We start from the raw sequence: 16473 nt of genomic DNA on the forward strand, positions 1-16473 counted from the left end.
ACGGTTAGACCATCGTGACTTCAACCTGCGGAGCAACTCCATGGACCATAAACTGCGAATCGGCGACACCTCGTTTCATGTTCGCACGGCAGGCCAGGGGAGTCCGCTGGTGCTGGTGCATGGCTTTCCGCTGGACCATCACATGTACGACGCCGTGTTCGAGCCGCTGGCCGAGCAGCACCAGGTAATTGCCGTCGACCTGCGCGGCTTCGGCGAGAGTGATGGTTATCGCGAGATCGTTCCGATGGAGATGTTCGCCGATGACGTCGCCGCGATTCTCGATGAGTTGGATATCGCAGAGCAAGTCACCTTCGCCGGGCTGAGCATGGGGGGCTATATCGCGTGGCAGATGTGGCAGCGGCATCGCGATCGATTGAGCCGCATGATCCTGCTCGACACGCGGGCCATCGCCGACGACGAGGTGCAAGCCCGGGCTCGTCGCATGGCCGCCGAGGCGGTCCTTTCGGCTGGCATGAGTGACGTGCCGGTGAACATGCTGCCCAAGCTTCTTTCGGAAAATACCCGCCATGAAAAGCCGGAAGTGGCCAAGGCTCTGACTGAAATGATCTTGCGGCAAGATCCCCGCGGCGTAGCCGCCGCCCAGCGCGGCATGGCCCAAAGGCCGAATGTGGAAAGTTGGCTGCCGGAGATCAACATTCCCACGCTGGTCATCAGCGGCGAGCACGACGTGATCAGCCCACCGGATGAAATGAAAGGATTCGCCGCCCAAATCCCAGGTGCCCAGTTCGTCGAGATTCCCGCCGCGGGACACATGGTTCCCATGGAAAACCCCGAGGCGATGTGCGAAGCCGTGCTACCGTTCTGCCGAGATTTGGAGTGACGAGGGGTGGCCCAGAGAGCATCTCTGGGTCGGCATCGCCGACAAGCGGCTCAGGCATGGAGCTGGTTGAAGGTGGAATCGTTCTATCTAAGACAAACCTGATGCACTAGCCGCTTGTGGCCTGCGGCCACCCGTGGAAGCGGCTTACCCTGGCAAACGGAAATACGTTTCCGTTTTGACGATGGCCTGGTCGTCGGGAAAGGTGTGAAACGCTTGGATGAAGACGCTACGGTTGCGTGTCTCGGCGTTCATGTAGCTGACGGCCCCCATGTTCATTCGGCCGCTGGAATCGAATTCATGCACGAGCCCAACCTTGCGATCGTCGTTGCAAAGTTCGCGTTGGCACATCCGGAAAAGCTTGGTCGAAACGCCTTCCAATTGAAACGTCGTTTGATAGCGAATGCCGTGGCACTCGAATTGATCGCTGCGTCGTCCCTTGATTTGATAGGCCATGATCCGCCGCTTGGTCGGCAGTTCTTGATGAGCCGAGGTGCAAACTTCGGTCAGCGTGAGCCCTTCGTGCCGCCAGGTGAGAACATGGCCGCAGTTGGTGATATCCATCTTCAGAGTGTACCCTCCCCGCTGGACCGTTCGCGTTTGAAACGCTTCGAACAGTTCGGGGTGAAGTGGCCTCGTGTAAAGCTGAAAGGCCAGCTCAGCAACTCTGGGACGGATCGAAAGCAATGAAAACTCCTTCTCAGTTTAAGGCGGCGAGATCCTCCTGATCTCGATGACGTACCGCTGCGAGCATTTGCCGCTCGTCTTTTGCAAGCTTAGTTCGCGTCGGCGTCCTTGATTATAAACAGGCCACAATTTCCCGAGGAATACTGTTTTCCGGTCTGTCTGAATTTGATTATTTACCGGATGAAATTTTTCGCAAGGACTTGACTTTTAAGTCGCCGTAGGCGAACGAGGGGGCAAGTGTTTAGTAAGAATCAATTCCTGTCCCCTCGCCCCTGCGGGGAGAGGGGACAAGATTCTTTGAGACTGAAAACTCTCTGCCCTAGTTTGACGAATTCTCGTCAGGCGTGAAATGTCAACTTTTTTGCCACGATCTTCCTTGCTTGCTTGCTATCGGAACGCGCGCTTTCCGCTTAGAATACAAGTTTACCGAATTCACCGATTTCGCGACCCTGATTGCACTTGCGCTGCTTTCCGCGCCCCAGGCAGACTAACGCAATCCCCAGGGGAAGCACTTTCACCAGCGGCTCTTTCGAAGCGACTATGACCGTATCTGATTTCGCGAAGCTTGCTGATAATTCTCAGGACGCAGACGAGTGGCTTTCGCAACTGAAGATTGTTGACACGGCGCGCGGCCGAGAAAACTTGAACAGCTTCGTGCGGTTGAACTTGCCCATCGACTTGCAAGCGTCCCTGTGCGGGCAGCTTTCGCAAACGCTGCCCGGCTGCAGCGATCCCGATATGGCGCTGAACAATCTGGAGCGACTCTTCAGCCGAGCGCGCAGTCCACTCAGCCTTGCCGCGCTGTTCGAGCGCGATTCGAGTTCGATGACCACGCTGGTCCGGATCTTCAGCTCCAGTCAAAGTCTCAGCGATCAGATCATCAACGATCCGGAAAGCTTCGAGTTGGTTCGCATCACCGACGGCCAGCCTGCGGCGCGGCAGTACCTGGTCGACGAGATCGTCTCCGAGGTACGGCTACTAAACGAAGAGAAAGCGATCATGAAGGCGCTGCGGCGTTACAAGCGGCGCGAGACGCTGCGGATCGCTTACGGCGACTTGATCTGCAATCAAAACATCGAAACCGTCACGCGGCAAATCTCGTTTCTGGCCGATGCGTTGATCGAAGCCGCTTACCGCGCCGCGTGCAAACTGGTCTCGCTGCGATTCGGCAACCCCACGCCTAAAAATGGTCGCAACGGCAAGGCAAGCACGCCGCGGTTTTGCGTGATCGCGCTGGGGAAGCTGGGAGGCTCGGAGTTGAACTATTCGAGCGACATCGACCTGATGTTTCTCTACGACGGCGAAGGCAGCACCGACGGTGAGAAATCGATCACCAACAAAGAGTACTTCGAGCGCGTCGGGCAGCGACTGATGAAGCTGCTGACCGAACCGACCGAACTCGGCACCCCCTACCGCATCGACATGCGGCTGCGACCCGAGGGAAGTCGCGGCCCACTAATCAACAGCCTGGACGGGGGGCTGCACTATTACGATATCCTGGGCCGCACGTGGGAACGCCAGGCGTTCGTCAAAGCACGGTCCTGTGCCGGCGATAGTTCCCTGGGGCAAGAGTTTCTCGAAAAGCAGGAACCGTGGATCTATCGCAACTATCTCAGCCGCGCCGATATCACCGGCATCAAAGCACTCAAACGCCGCATCGAGAAACGTGCCACCGGCGCCGGCGCGGTCGACGCCAACGTCAAGACAGGGCATGGCGGCATTCGCGATATCGAGTTCGTCATTCAGTTCCTGCAGCTGCTCAACGGGGGCGATCTGCCGCAGATTCGCATGCCGAATACGCTCGAAGGGATTCGCACGCTGGAAGAAGTGGGTTGTCTGACGCTGCAGGAAAGTTCGATCCTGAAAGACAACTACAGCTTCTTGCGTAAGGTCGAACACCGCTTGCAGATCATGTTCGATCTGCAAACCCATTCCCTCCCCGGCGAGGCGCTCGAGCGCAACAAGCTGGCCATGCGGATGGGATACGTCGACGATTCCGACGGCACCGCGCTCAAGAAGTTCCAGGCCGACTTTCAAGAGAAGACCGAGATCAATCGCAAGATCCTCGATCACCTGCTGCACGACGCCTTCCCCGATGACGAGGTAACCGCCCCGGTGGTCGACCTGGTGCTCGATCCCGAGCCGACCGCCGACGCGATCGACGAAGCCCTCTCCGACTTTGGCTTCCACGATCCGAAGATCGCCTACGAAAATGTGATGGCCCTGACGCGCGAACGGGTGCGTTTTCTTTCGACGCGTCGCTGTCGGCACTTCCTGGCCGCGATCGCGCCGCAACTGCTCGAAGCCATTTCACAGACGCCGGATCCTGACTCCACTTTGGTGAACCTGGCCCAGGTAAGTGATTCGCTCGGGGGTAAAGAAGTTCTGTGGGAATTGTTCAGCGCGAATCCGGCGACGCTGCATTTGTACGTGCGGCTTTGTGCCGGCAGTCCCTACCTGTCAAACGTGCTGATCAGCAACCCAGGCATGATCGACGAGTTGATGGACTCGCTCATGCTCGACCGCTTGCCCAGCCGCCGCGTGCTGGAAGAGATGGTGCTGGAGCTGTGCCGCGGGGCGGAAGACATCATGCCGATCCTGCACAGCTTCAAAAACCTGATGCACCTGCGTGTGGGCGTGCTCGATATTCTGCGTAAGAAAGATCTCCACACGCGGCTGCAAACTCTTTCCGACGTGGCCGAAGTGTGCCTGCATCAAATCGTCTTCCGTGAGTATCGCCAGCTGGTGGCCCGCTTTGGCGAACCGCGCCTGCCTGACGGTAAGCCGTGCGATCTGATCATTTTGGGGCTCGGCAAGATCGGGGGCAAAGAGCCGAACTATCATAGCGATCTCGACATCATCTTCGTCTACGAAGGGAACGGGAACACGGTCGTCGATGGTCGGCATCGCGGCGCAAGCAGCACGACCAACCAGCACTTCTTCGGCCAGCTCGGCCAGCGGATCATCAAAAGCGTCAACGAGCTGGGGCCGTATGGTCGGCTGTATGAACTCGATCCGCGGCTGCGTCCGACCGGCAAGAGCGGCCCCATGGCCGTCACGCTCGAAGATCTTTTCAACTACCACGCCAAGGGAAGCGGCGAACTGTGGGAGCGCCAGGCACTGACCAAGGCCCGTCCGATCTTCGGTCCGCCGGCCGGGTGCGAAGCGGCCGAGAAGACCATTCGCGACGCGATCGCCTGTCATCCGTGGAAGCCATCCGACGCGGACGAGATTCGCAAGATGCGTACCCGCATGGAAGAGACAGCGTCGAAGAACAACATCAAACGCGGCCCTGGCGGGACGGTCGACATCGAGTTCGTCGTGCAGATGTTGCAGATGAAGCACCTGGCCGAGAGCCCCGAAGTGCTGGTCCCCAACACGCTCGACGGCTTGAAGCTGCTGCACGAGAAAGGCTATCTCAGCCAGGAAGACCACGACCATTTCCACAAAGCGTACGAGTTCCTCCGCATGGTGGAAGCCCGGCTGCGACTGATGAACACCACGGCCCGGCACGACCTGCCGGAAGAACGCCTGGAGGTCGCCAAGCTGGCCTACCTGTTGGACTACGAAGACCCGGCCACGCTGCTGAAAGAGTGCCGCCAGATGACCCGCGAAACGCGCCGCCGCTACGATCAAATCTTCGACAAGGCCGCTGCTGGTTAGGAGAGAGAAGAGAGGGCTAACCACGGATTGCACGGATGGTCACGGATACGCCCGAGGCGAATTGGTCACCCGCGATTGTGTGGCAGCTTCCGACGATTCCCGGCATCCTCTTGAGCCCCAACGGGGCGACAGATAATAGCCAGGGGCGCAAGAGCCCCTGGTTGGCGACCAACAACAATGTCTTAAGCCCTGAAAGGGCGGCCGAAGGATCTCACGCGTGAACGTGGTCCACGTCTTAACACGCGAACCCTACCGCCCCAAGTCCCGCGCCGAAGGGGTCGACCGCTGCTGCTGGGCTCGCGGGGCGATCATCCCTGGGTGCGATGGTCCGCGGTAAAGCTGCTGCTCGGTTCGTTCACTCGCCGAGAGCCGGTTCCGCATCAGCGGATCGCGCGTGGTGCGCTCGGTTCCCAGCAGCGGGCCGCTCAGGTTACGCAAGGGATTGGCCGACGGCAGCACGTTGCCGGCGGCATCCTTTAAGTTCGCGTCGCGCTTCTCCGGCAGGATCGGCAGCTTTCCCGCGACCCCGTATCCCTCGCGCAGCAGTTGCCGCTGCACGGGGTTCACGCGGGTCCGGCCGCTGTAGAGGGTATCGAAGACCAGGACGCTGCGCGGCGCAAGCCTTAGCTGCAAGGCACTTTCCACTGGGGGCGCCGCGCGGGTCGGCGGTTCCTCACCCCAAATCTTGGCCGAGGCGTACAGGACCAACATGAGAAAGATGACCAGGGCAATCAAACCGATGAGTAGGTGTCGCATGGCTTGGACTCCTTATACTCCGGCCTGATCGACGACCGGGGCTAGGTTTCTTTCTGCCGGGCTTCGTATTCGGCGAAGTCGATCATGTCCGCGGCGAACGTCATCGGCAGGACGAAAATCTTTCCGTCCCCCATTCGGCCGCTACGCGCGACCGCGACGATCTTGCGAACCGTCTCCTCGACTCGCGAATCATCCAACCACATACTGATTTCGATCTTGGGCAGAAACGTTTTGGAATATTCGCTCTCGCTGTACTCGTCGAGATAATTCTTCTGCCGACCGAAACCTTTCACCTCGCGGACGTTCAATGCTTCCAGCGGAGCGCGGCTGAGCGTGTCGAGCACTTTCTCGGCCAGATAAGGTTTCACGATGGCGATAATTTGCTTCACGTTATTGAATTCTTTCGCTTCTTGAACGAATTCCAAGTCAGCGACTTTCGGCATGTTTTTGCCTGCATCGCTACTATCTATGGTAAACCTTGGGGCGTATGTCCCGCTAGTGAGTTTGTGAAACTTGCCCCCACACAGCAGCAGTATTACAATCGGTTCTTTCCCGAAAACCGGGACCCCACCGCCATTTCATCCCCCCGGAAAGTCCATCGCCCGCGATGCACGCCTGGCATCAGCTAACCGATCAGTCCCTTGGAAAACGTACGCTTACGTTTATCCTGTTGGGCACCATGGTCTTATGGGGAGCGGGCATCACCATCTCGGTACCAAATTTTAAGGACACCAGCATCCCGTTCATGTGCCAGGATCACGCTTGCTCCTGCCGTAACGCCGGTAACTGCTGGAACCACTGCTGTTGTTTCAGCCGCCAGGAGAAACTGGCCTGGGCTCAGAAGAATGCGGTTCAGCCGCCAGAGGCCTTCCTGGCCGCGCTGAAGGAGACGATCGATTCGTCGTCGGAATACTGCGGCTCGCAGGAGCTGAAACCAGACGTTTACGCCGCCCAGTGCACGTTGCGAGGGATTTCGCCGCAGAAGAAGACGGAAGAGGCAGCGTGTGCTGGCGGTTCATGCTCGCTCACCAAGAGCGAGCCGAAAGAGGCTCCTGCTTCACGTCCTTTCTCGCTGACCAATGCGATGCAGTGCCATGCTTTGGCGAGCGTGACGTTGATTTACTCGCCGGTCCTGGAATTTGATCTGGGTGCCGGACGACTGGTGGCTTTGCACGTCGAAGCCATGCCCCACGATTCTTTACTGCGGCCTACCTCTTTCCGCGCCCCCCCCGACCCGCCACCGCCGCGGGTCTAACGTGTTTCTCGAAGTCTGATTGGTGAAGGTTCGCTGCTGCGCACTCCTTCCCGTCCCCTCGCCCCTGAGGGGAGAGGGTGAGGGGGGTTATCCCAGATCGAATTGCGTGGCGGGTATGGGTTCCTGATCGATGCATGAATAGCGACGCACGATGTTCGTCGACGCGCGATCGTGAATCCCTCACCCTAGCCCTCTCCCTTCGAGGGAGAGGGGACAAGAATTGCCAATCATTTCTCTTTCATTTCTTAAAACATGTTACTTACTTCAATACATAATCATGAAAAGACGACAAGCTTTTACGCTGGTCGAGCTTCTGGTGGTGATTGCCATCATCGGAATCTTGATCGCGCTACTCCTGCCTGCCGTGCAACAAGCCCGCGAGGCGGCTCGGCGGATGACTTGTACCAACCATCTCAAGCAGTTGGGGTTGGCTCTGCACAACTACGAATCGACGCACCAGGTGCTGCCTCGGTTTGGTCAGCGCGACGCCGACTTCTCGGTCCAGGCACGTGTGTTGCCCTATATCGAACAGGGCAATCTGTACGATCTGTTGGACTTCTCCGAAGTCGCTTTCACCGGCAGCTGGAGCGAGAAGATCCCCAACCCGCTGTTCGCCAGTGCGTTCGCCACGCCCATTCCCGTTTACCTTTGCCCGAGCGATCCAGCTCCGGAGATCACCACGCTGACCACCAGTGGCGGCCCAGTGACCTACGGAGGACTGAACTACATGGTGAGCATCGGCAGCGGTACCGGGACGAACTACGACTTCCGCTGGCGGACCGATGGTCCTTTCTTCGAGCCCAGCGGCTGCAAGTTCTCTGCACTGACCGATGGCCTGAGCAACACGGCGCTGATGAATGAAACGGTTCGCAGCGTGGGGCCTGATACGACGCTGGCCGCGGGAGAGCTGCCGAAGGCTCCGTATCAAAAGACCCTCAACGGATCGAGCGGCGTGGGAACGAGCATGGGTTCGGTTCGCGGCATGGATGGAAGCGGCAGCCCTTGGAGCAGCTACACCGATGGCAATGGAATGATTGCCAATCCGGACGTTCCCTCGTTCTGGAACCAGTTCACCAGTTGGCGCGGCGGCGAGAGCCCGGCCCTGCGCGGCCGCGGCACGACGTGGGCGTTCAGCGGTGCGATCAACTCGGCGACCAACGGGTACCTTTCCCCGAACAGTCGCACGCCGGACGTGGTGACTCACTTCACCGGCTACTTCGCGGCCCGCAGTTTTCACCCAGGCGGCGCGGAAGTTCTATTCGGTGACGGCTCGGTGCAGTTTCTGCCAGAGACGATCGACCTGACGATCAACCGCGCGATCTACAGCGGTAGCGGCGGCGAAGTGATCGGCGACTATTAATTTTCAAAACCATCTACCCATAAGGTAAACGATATGAAACGCATTCTTACCATGACTCTGCTGGTTGCCGTGATGGCCACCAGCGCTTTAGCCCACGACACCTGGGTCGAAACCAACACCGGCATCGTCCGCACGGGCGATGCCATCTACGTCGACTTGAAACTTGGCAACCACGGCAACGACCATCGCGACTTCAAGATGGCCAGCAAGGCCAACCCGGCCGATGGCACTTGGGACGTCGTTGCCCCGGATGGGTCGAAGTTCGACCTGAGGAGCGTGGCGGTCGATTTGGGTTATGCCCCCAAGGAAGGTTTCTGGAACGCCAAGTACGTCGCCGACGCGCCAGGCCTTTACCTCGTGTCGCACGCCCGCGATACGATCGTGAACCACGGCCACCCGGTGCGAAGCGTGAAGAGCGGCAAGACCTTCTTCATCGTCAGCGACAGTCTTTCGCAGGTACCCAGCGACCTGACCGGCTTCGACAAGCCGCAGGGTCACGCGTTGGAATTGGTACCGACCGAAAACCCCGTCGCGCCGCTGGGCCCTGGCAAGCCGATCGCCGTGAAGCTGATGTTTCATGGCAAGCCGCTGAAGGACACGGTCGTCTCGTTCATTCCGCGCCGTGAAACCCTGAAGGAAGGTTTCGACGAAACGTACGAGCGCAAGACGAACGAAAACGGCGAAGCCAGCTTCACGCCCAAGAGCGGCGATCAGTACCTGGTAGTGGCGCATGTCGAACAGCCAGACGCCAGTGGTGATGGCTACGATGCCACCAAGTACAGCGCGACGCTGCTGGTGATCGTGCCGGAACGTTGCCCTTGCTGCGGCGAATAGTTCTTGCCGGTGCCCTCTCCCTTTGCGAAGGGAGAGGGTTAGGCCGGAAGGTTGCGAAGCGCGCCGGGCCACGGCGGATTATCACATGCAAAACGAGTGACAACGAAGTAGCCAGCGACTATCCTCGACGTTACGTTAAATGCCTGAACGTCAGGAGGAATCTTTACTGTCGACAGTTGTTAGGGAGAAGCTTCCTAACGCTCAGCTATCTGACGGAGTCGATTTGAGAACGCTTGCATCACTTCTCGTCGTCGCACTTTCTGGCTGCCAGATCGTGCATTTCAGCGAAATCCCTGGTGAGCGTTGGTCTGCAGAACGAACCAACGAGATGCGTGGCTGGTGGTCATCCGCTCAGGGCGACGTTTATCAGGCAGCCACTCGATTTGACGGCGGTCTATTGATTGGGACACTGTCACGGAGGTCAGAAGACAAGTTTGAGGCTATGTCAAACGTCGGTACGTTCTCTTCGCTAGGTGAACACGATTTTATCTTCTTTGAAACCAAGACCCGGAATCGTGATGAACCGACCTACGGATTTCTGCTCGTAAAAAACATCTCGGATGACAAGCTGGTTCTCATACCCCCGAATGGACCCCGTTTTGCGGAAATGATCGACAAAAGTCAGCTCGCTGGAAAAACAGTTCATTACGAAAATTCTACGGAGTATATAGCGTTGGTGACATCCAAGTCTGATGCATTCAAAGAGGTCCTTAAATCGAATAAGACCGAAGACTTGTTTGATTTCAATCAGAAGCTTGAGCTTTCGCGGATCAAACTCCCGAAGAAATGATAGTTACCCGGTCTAATCACCGGAAAACCAACGATTGATACAGAATAGGCATTAAAGGGACCGGCGTGACGCTCTCCCCCAAAGGGCGAGGGGACCAGAGTTGCCCATGCCAGCACTGATACTATGGGCAAATTTGCTGGAATTCTGCCGCCAGGAAAGCCGATCGCTTTACAGGTTTCGTTGACTCTGTCACGATGAATTTTCGGCCGCACCTGTTTGCGGTCTTATTTGCTTTCTTGAATGCGAAAAGGATGCCCCGGATGGCCAAGTCCTACACGAAACATCAGCAAAACATCATCAAGCGTTACTACGACAACAAAGACGCCATCGCGACGCAGAAGCTCCAGGAAAACATCACCGAGCTGTACCTCGCTGAAGGGAAGAAGCGAGCCACCATCTGGAAGCGGATCATCGGTCACCTGGAAAAGCTGGAAGTCCCCAAGCAGCAGATCGATCACCTGGTCGCTTCGGACGACGCCACGCTGGTCGCCAAGTACCTGGAACGCCTACTAGCCAAGCAAGGCTAACCAACATCTTGTCCCCCTCTCCCCTGAGGGGAGAGAGGGTTAGGGTGAGGGGCTGCTGATGACGCTTCTCACCCTTTTAAGATTTAACGGCATATTCTCTTCTCGCAGTTCACGCTTCTTCCATAGCTAACCGAGACACCTGATCTCCCCTCACCCTAGCCCTCTCCCCCAAGGGGCGAGGGGACAGGATTCGATAACATGGCACAATCCTGGAGCTTCTTCTCTGCCGGGCAGTTCACCTTTGGCTGCGGATCTCGGCACGAACTTGGCAAGCGGGCCGCTGGTCGTCGGTATCGTAAAGTTCAGATCGTTACGGACGCCACGCTGGCCGGCCTGGGCATGGTGCAGCCGCTGGTTGACGACCTGAAGGAGCACGGCATTCAGGTCGAAGTGTTCGACGGCAGCGTCGCCGAGCCTGATTTGGAAATCGCCAGGAACGCAGCGCTGATGGCCGGTACCTTCGAGCCGGACGCGATTCTCGGGCTGGGTGGTGGAAGCAATATCGACCTGGCCAAGGTCACCGCCGTGCTGGCCACGCACGGGGGCCAGCCGCGAGACTACTTTGGCTGGGATAACGTTCCGTCCGAGATCATTCCGGTGATCGCCATGCCGACCACCGCCGGCACCGGCAGCGAGGTCTCGCAGTCGGCCGTGCTGACCGATCGCGAGTCGCACATGAAGGTGAGCATCCTCAGCCAGTTCATGCGCCCGGCTCTGGCAATTGTCGATCCCGAGCTGACCTTCAGCTGCCCGAAGCAAGTCACCGCCGATAGTGGCATCGACGCGCTGACCCATGCGGTCGAAGCGTACCTATCGAAGGAGTCGTCCGAGATCGCGGCCGAGCCCGGCGAGTCGATTCCGTACAGCGGCAGCACGCCGATCGGCGAGTTGTTTGCCGAAGAAGCGATCGCGCTGGTAGGCCGTTACCTGGTAGCGGCCGTTCACGACCCGCACAATCGCGAGGCCCGCGAGAAGATGGCGCTCGCCGCATCGCTGGCAGGCCTGGCGTTTTCCAACTGCGGCGTGGCGGTGGTTCACGCGCTGGAGTACCCGATCGGCGGCCGCGTGCATTGCAGCCACGGCGGCGGCAACGGACTCTTGCTTCCTTACGTGATGAAGTACAACCTGCCGCAGCGCGAGACGAAGCTGGCTCGGATCGCGCAGCTGTTGGATCCGATCTGTGATTACGCCAGCGACATGGAAGGGGGCTTGCTCGCGATCCGCCAGGTGGAACAGCTCAAGGAACTCATTGGCATTCCCGAGAAGCTGAGTGCGCTGGGCGTGACCGAAGAGATGCTGCCGGAGTTCGCCGACAAGTCATTTGCCATTTCGCGGCTGATGAATATCAATCCACGCACCCCGACCCGGGACGACTTGCTGCAAATTCTGACTGAAGCGCTTTAAGCACATGGTTGTCCCTGCGGCGCGAATCCCATAGAACGGAGTGTTCCTCATCTTGTCCCCTCGCCCCTCGCATGGAGAGGGTTAGGGTGAGGGGGCGAGCGACGCTGGACATTGCTCGCTTAACTTCCCAACACGAACAACAAACTCTTTCCCCGCGAGGGAGAGGGGACAAGAGAAGCCGATGTTTCCTTACGCTATCTGCAACGAAACGTACCAAGACTGGAAGCTGGAAACGGCCCTGGCGCACGCGAAAGAGTCAGGCTATGATGCGATCGAAATCGCTCCGTTCACGCTCGCCTCGACTGCCTACGATTTGACCGCCAAGCAGCGCGGCGAGATCCGCGGCAAGATCGAAGATGCCGAACTGGACGTGGTGGGTCTGCATTGGCTGTTGGCCAAGACGGAAGGATTCTACCTAACCACCCCGGACGATGCCGTTCGCCAGAAGACGAGTGACTACTTTTGCGAATTGGCGCGGCTATGTCGCGATTTGGGCGGAAAAATCATGGTGCTGGGCAGCCCGCAGCAGCGAAACCTGCTTCCCGGGGTGAGTGAATCTCAGGCAATGAAGCTGGCCGCCGATTGCATTCGCAAAGCGATGCCTACGCTCGAACAGTGCGACGTGACGCTTGCGTTGGAACCGCTCGGCCCGGCCGAAGGAGACTTCCTGAACACGGCGGAGAAGGGGTTGGAGTTGATGGACCTGATCGACTCGCCCAACTGCCAGATTCACTTGGACGTGAAAGCGATGTCGGCCGAAGAGAAGCCGATCCCGCAGATCATCCGCGAAACGCACCCGCACATTGCTCACTTCCACGCCAACGACCCGAACAAGCGCGGCCCAGGAATGGGAGACGTCGATTTTATCCCGATTTTCCAAGCCCTCAAGGAAGTCGGTTACAATGGTTGGGTCTCGGTGGAAGTCTTCGACTACGAGCCTGGCATCGAGTCGCTGGTGAAGGACAGCATCGCCTACATGCGACAATGCGAAGCAGCGATCAGCTAGTTGCCATACATGCTGGTGAACGCAGCGCGTCCTAAGCTCTTGTCCCCTCGCCCCTTGGGGGAGAGGGCTAGGGTGAGGGGCGCAGCGCGATCGATACCGTCCACCGAGTTCGACTTTCAGAATACAACGGATTGCCGTGGGAAACCTCTTCACCAAGGCTCACTCCGTTCAAAATACCTCACCCTAACCCTCTCCCTGCGAGGAAGAGGGGACATGAGTTTTTATGCGACAGTACCTTGATCTGATGCAGCGGATTCTCGACGAAGGGGTCGAGAAGCACGATCGTACCGGCACCGGCACGCTGAGCGTATTCGGGCATCAAATGCGGTTCGATCTCGCGGAAGGGTTCCCGGTCGTCACGACCAAAAAGCTGCATCTGCGTTCGATCATTCACGAACTGCTGTGGTTTCTGCAAGGGGATACCAACATCCGGTATCTCAAAGAGAACAAGGTCCGCATTTGGGACGAGTGGGCCGACGCCGATGGCAACCTCGGGCCGGTCTACGGCAAGCAGTGGCGCAGTTGGCAGACCCCCAGCGGCGAGACGATCGATCAGGTTTCGCAGTTGGTCGAGCAGATCAAGACGAACCCTGATTCGCGGCGGTTGATCGTCTCGGCCTGGAACGTGGCCGACGTTCCGCAAATGGCGCTGCCGCCGTGTCACTTGCTCTTTCAGTTCTACGTGGCGGAAGGGAAGTTGAGCTGTCAGCTCTACCAACGCAGTGCCGACGTGTTCCTCGGCGTACCGTTCAACATTGCTTCTTACTCGCTGCTGACGATGATGATCGCCCAGGTATGCGATCTGCAACCAGGCGACTTCGTGCATACGTTTGGCGACGCGCACCTGTACTCGAATCACCTGGAACAAACCAGGCTCCAACTGTCGCGCGAGCCTCGCCCGCTGCCGACGATGAAGATCAACCCGAACGTGAAGGACTTGTTCGCGTTTACGTTTGAAGACTTCGAGCTCGTCGACTACGACCCGCACCCGCACATTTCCGCCCCGGTGGCCGTATGAGAATTTCGATGATCGTCGCGGCCAGCCAAGACTGGGTGATCGGCCGTGACGGAGACATGCCGTGGCGATTGTCTCACGATCTGAAGCGGTTCAAAAGCCTGACCATGGGGCACCCGATGATCATGGGGCGTAAGACGTACGAGTCGATCGGGCGGCTGCTTCCGGGACGCACGACGATCATCGTTACCCGCGATCCTGGCTACCAGGTCGAAGGGGCGGTCATCGCCAGCAGCGTCGGCGATGCGGTCGCCGCGTGTCACGACGCGGACGAAGCGTTTGTGGTGGGGGGCGCCGAAATCTACAAGGCCATGCTCCCATGGACGACGCGGCTTTACCTGACGAAGGTACACGCCATGATCCCCGATGGAGACACGCACTTCCCGCTGCTCGATTTTCATCAGTGGCATCTGGAGTCGGCCGAAGAGATACCCGCCGACGAGAAGAACCAGTACCCGACCCGCTTCGAGGTCTGGGAACGTTTGCCGGAAGCGTAGAATGGTAGGGCCCGCGTGTCGCGGGTCGCGCAGCGGTACTCGGTATCCGACCCGCGACACGCGGGCCCTACCTAGGCCGTGGTTTCTTTCAGTCGGCGTCCCTTGGCGGTGCTCGGGGCGCTGGTGAGTGGGTTTTCGGCGCCGACCAGGGGATCCCCTTCTTTGACGCTGGCCAGACGCTGGCGCACTTGTTTCGCGTAGTCTTTGGATAGCTCGAAACCCAGCGGCTGGCGGCCCAGCTTCTTCGCAGTCACCAGCGTCGAGCCGCTGCCGGCAAAGGGATCCATGACGATCTCTCCTTCGTTGGAGCAGCACTTGATGATTCGCCCCAGCAGTTGTTCCGGCATTTGGCAGCCGTGAAAGCCGGCTCGTTCCTTGAAGGTACCGGCCACGCGGGGGAAGTACCACGTATCCTCTTCGCTGCTGAAGCTTTCGGGGGCATCCTGGGGACGCAGGATCCAGGTATCGTCGGGAACGCGTCCCTTGGGATTGGCTCGCTTGTCGCCATAAACCAGCATCCGGGCGCTCGGGACGCGGATCTGCTCGTCGTTGAAGGTGAACTGCTTGGCGTCCTTGGTGAAGTAGAAGAGGTGCGCGTGGCTGCGGGTGAACTTGCTCTTGCAGTGCACACCGAAGGTGTAATACCAGACGACCCAGTTACGGCAATGCAGACCGAGCGTGCGCGTCGCCAGAACTTTCAGCTCCGCGGCGAATTCATCGCCGATCGCCAGCCAGAATGCCCCGGTCGGCTTGAGAACGCGCTGGACTTCCCGCATCCATGTTTCGCTCCACAGGAGATACTCGTCGACCGATTTACGATCGTCGTACACGTCGTACTTGTAGCCGATGTTGAAGGGGGGATCGGCAAAGGCCAGATCGATGCACTCCTCCGGCAGCTTCTTCATCTGGGCGATGCAATCGCCGGTCGTCAAACCGGTGGCGGAAAGTTTCGGTGGCGTCGCCACAGCGGCCCTCCTTGGCGTGAATACTTCGTGCAATTTGGGACAAGCCCTGGTGGTATCACAGTGTAGCCCGGCAAGCGGCAGGGCGCAATCCTATCGGACCACCGTATCTTAACGGATTCTTGCCCCAACGTGGGTTTCCCCAGTCAGCGAATAAGAGGCCATTCACCCCCCAGCAGTATCTTCATTGGTCGCACAACTGGTGGCTATCTTGCCTGTCAAACGAAGAAACACCCATTGGCTGCGGATGTTATCAGCACGGGAAATAAGCGGTCGAAAGTCCTTTCTTTCGAATTTCGCCGGTTGACCTTCCCTCAAAGGTAGGTGATGCTAAATCATTGAAACTCTGTTAAGAGTTTCTCCTCATTGAGCGCTTGTGAGGTGATCCACTTTGAAAAGGGCCAGCCATGAACGATGCCGCTCCGACGTTAGTCCACCACCATATTGCGGATGAAGTCCTAGTGCTCACTCCGCAAGTCGAACAAATGCGTGATTCCGAGATCTGTTATTCGATTCGGGATGGCATGACCGACTATGTGAAACAGATCGATCATCGACGCGTAGTGATCGATATGCAGAACGTCAACTTCGTCAGCAGTATCGGAATTCTCGCGTTTCTGAATCTTCGTCGGGCAGTTCCCAACGCGGACGAACGGATCATTTTCTGCAACCTGTCCGACTCCCTCACCGGAATGTTCAGAATTTGCAAATTAATCTCAGAAAACCCTAACGACCCAACGCCGTTTGCTTCCGTAGATACTCTTGAGTCAGCTTTGTCGGCCGCGTAACTTATCTGCGATCAGGCCGATCAGGCACTTCTGATTACCGATCATGCTAGCTTGATGCGAGCGATCGGCACCCACCCCAACCATGCAAGGC

Annotated in this window: 17 protein-coding genes; 13 read left to right on the plus strand and 4 right to left on the minus strand. The window is 58.3% G+C overall.

What is annotated here, in order from left to right; genetic code table 11:
- Nucleotides 1-40: 40 nt before the first annotated feature.
- Complete coding sequence (locus Pan97_RS25455) at nt 41-841, plus strand: alpha/beta fold hydrolase (protein WP_165698973.1); 801 nt, start codon at nt 41-43, stop codon at nt 839-841.
- 144 nt (nt 842-985) lie between these two features.
- Here Pan97_RS25455 and Pan97_RS25460 read toward each other — a convergent pair whose 3' ends face one another.
- A complete protein-coding gene (locus Pan97_RS25460; RefSeq protein ID WP_144977773.1) occupies nt 986-1525 on the minus strand; it encodes a DUF2617 family protein in 540 nt (179 codons plus the stop codon).
- 540 nt (nt 1526-2065) lie between these two features.
- On the opposite strand from Pan97_RS25460, the gene glnE reads away from it, so the two are divergent.
- The gene (glnE, locus tag Pan97_RS25465; protein WP_144977775.1) at nt 2066-5188 is read left to right on the plus strand and encodes a bifunctional [glutamate--ammonia ligase]-adenylyl-L-tyrosine phosphorylase/[glutamate--ammonia-ligase] adenylyltransferase; all 3123 of its coding nucleotides are present in this window, start codon (nt 2066-2068) and stop codon (nt 5186-5188) included.
- A gap of 35 nt (nt 5189-5223) precedes the next feature.
- The gene (locus tag Pan97_RS25470; RefSeq protein WP_144977777.1) at nt 5224-5409 is read left to right on the plus strand and encodes a hypothetical protein; all 186 of its coding nucleotides are present in this window, start codon (nt 5224-5226) and stop codon (nt 5407-5409) included.
- Nucleotides 5410-5437: 28 nt separating this feature from the next.
- On the opposite strand, the gene Pan97_RS25475 is transcribed toward Pan97_RS25470, so the two are convergent.
- Together Pan97_RS25475 and Pan97_RS25480 are read right to left on the minus strand one after the other, a co-directional pair.
- Nucleotides 5438-5944, minus strand: coding sequence for a hypothetical protein (locus tag Pan97_RS25475; protein WP_144977779.1), 507 nt, complete (start codon nt 5942-5944; stop codon nt 5438-5440).
- 41 nt (nt 5945-5985) lie between these two features.
- Nucleotides 5986-6387, minus strand: a complete 402-nt coding sequence (locus Pan97_RS25480; RefSeq protein WP_196782217.1) for a P-II family nitrogen regulator — start codon at nt 6385-6387, stop codon at nt 5986-5988.
- Between the two features lie 164 nt (nt 6388-6551).
- On the opposite strand from Pan97_RS25480, the gene Pan97_RS25485 reads away from it, so the two are divergent.
- The 9 genes from Pan97_RS25485 (at nt 6552) to Pan97_RS25525 (ending at nt 14632) form a co-directional block, all read left to right on the plus strand.
- Complete coding sequence (locus Pan97_RS25485) at nt 6552-7199, plus strand: hypothetical protein (protein WP_144977781.1); 648 nt, start codon at nt 6552-6554, stop codon at nt 7197-7199.
- 277 nt (nt 7200-7476) lie between these two features.
- Nucleotides 7477-8559, plus strand: a complete 1083-nt coding sequence (locus Pan97_RS25490; RefSeq protein ID WP_144977783.1) for a DUF1559 domain-containing protein — start codon at nt 7477-7479, stop codon at nt 8557-8559.
- A 33-nt stretch (nt 8560-8592) separates the two neighbouring features.
- Entirely contained in the window at nt 8593-9393 is an 801-nt protein-coding gene (locus Pan97_RS25495) for a DUF4198 domain-containing protein (protein ID WP_196782218.1), read from the plus strand.
- A gap of 139 nt (nt 9394-9532) precedes the next feature.
- Nucleotides 9533-10183, plus strand: a complete 651-nt coding sequence (locus Pan97_RS25500) for a hypothetical protein (RefSeq protein ID WP_144977785.1) — start codon at nt 9533-9535, stop codon at nt 10181-10183.
- Between the two features lie 260 nt (nt 10184-10443).
- On the plus strand, nt 10444-10710 hold the full coding sequence (locus Pan97_RS25505) for a hypothetical protein (RefSeq protein ID WP_144977786.1): 267 nt from the start codon (nt 10444-10446) through the stop codon (nt 10708-10710).
- 198 nt (nt 10711-10908) lie between these two features.
- Entirely contained in the window at nt 10909-12114 is a 1206-nt protein-coding gene (locus tag Pan97_RS25510; RefSeq protein WP_144977788.1) for an iron-containing alcohol dehydrogenase, read from the plus strand.
- A 181-nt stretch (nt 12115-12295) separates the two neighbouring features.
- Entirely contained in the window at nt 12296-13120 is an 825-nt protein-coding gene (locus tag Pan97_RS25515) for a sugar phosphate isomerase/epimerase family protein (protein ID WP_144977790.1), read from the plus strand.
- A gap of 223 nt (nt 13121-13343) precedes the next feature.
- Nucleotides 13344-14138: a thymidylate synthase gene (locus Pan97_RS25520; RefSeq protein WP_144977792.1), complete on the plus strand. Its 795-nt coding sequence runs from the start codon at nt 13344-13346 to the stop codon at nt 14136-14138.
- A complete protein-coding gene (locus tag Pan97_RS25525) occupies nt 14135-14632 on the plus strand; it encodes a dihydrofolate reductase (RefSeq protein WP_144977794.1) in 498 nt (165 codons plus the stop codon). Before Pan97_RS25520 ends, Pan97_RS25525 begins: the two co-directional genes overlap by 4 nt.
- A gap of 71 nt (nt 14633-14703) precedes the next feature.
- Here Pan97_RS25525 and Pan97_RS25530 read toward each other — a convergent pair whose 3' ends face one another.
- On the minus strand, nt 14704-15597 hold the full coding sequence (locus Pan97_RS25530; RefSeq protein WP_241676342.1) for a DNA-methyltransferase: 894 nt from the start codon (nt 15595-15597) through the stop codon (nt 14704-14706).
- Between the two features lie 404 nt (nt 15598-16001).
- Here Pan97_RS25530 and Pan97_RS25535 point away from each other — a divergent pair, with 404 nt between their 5' ends.
- The gene (locus Pan97_RS25535) at nt 16002-16382 is read left to right on the plus strand and encodes an STAS domain-containing protein (protein ID WP_144977796.1); all 381 of its coding nucleotides are present in this window, start codon (nt 16002-16004) and stop codon (nt 16380-16382) included.
- The last annotated feature ends 91 nt before the right edge of the window (nt 16383-16473 follow it).

Origin of the sequence: Bremerella volcania (genome assembly GCF_007748115.1) — a bacterium.
GTDB lineage: Bacteria > Planctomycetota > Planctomycetia > Pirellulales > Pirellulaceae > Bremerella > Bremerella volcania.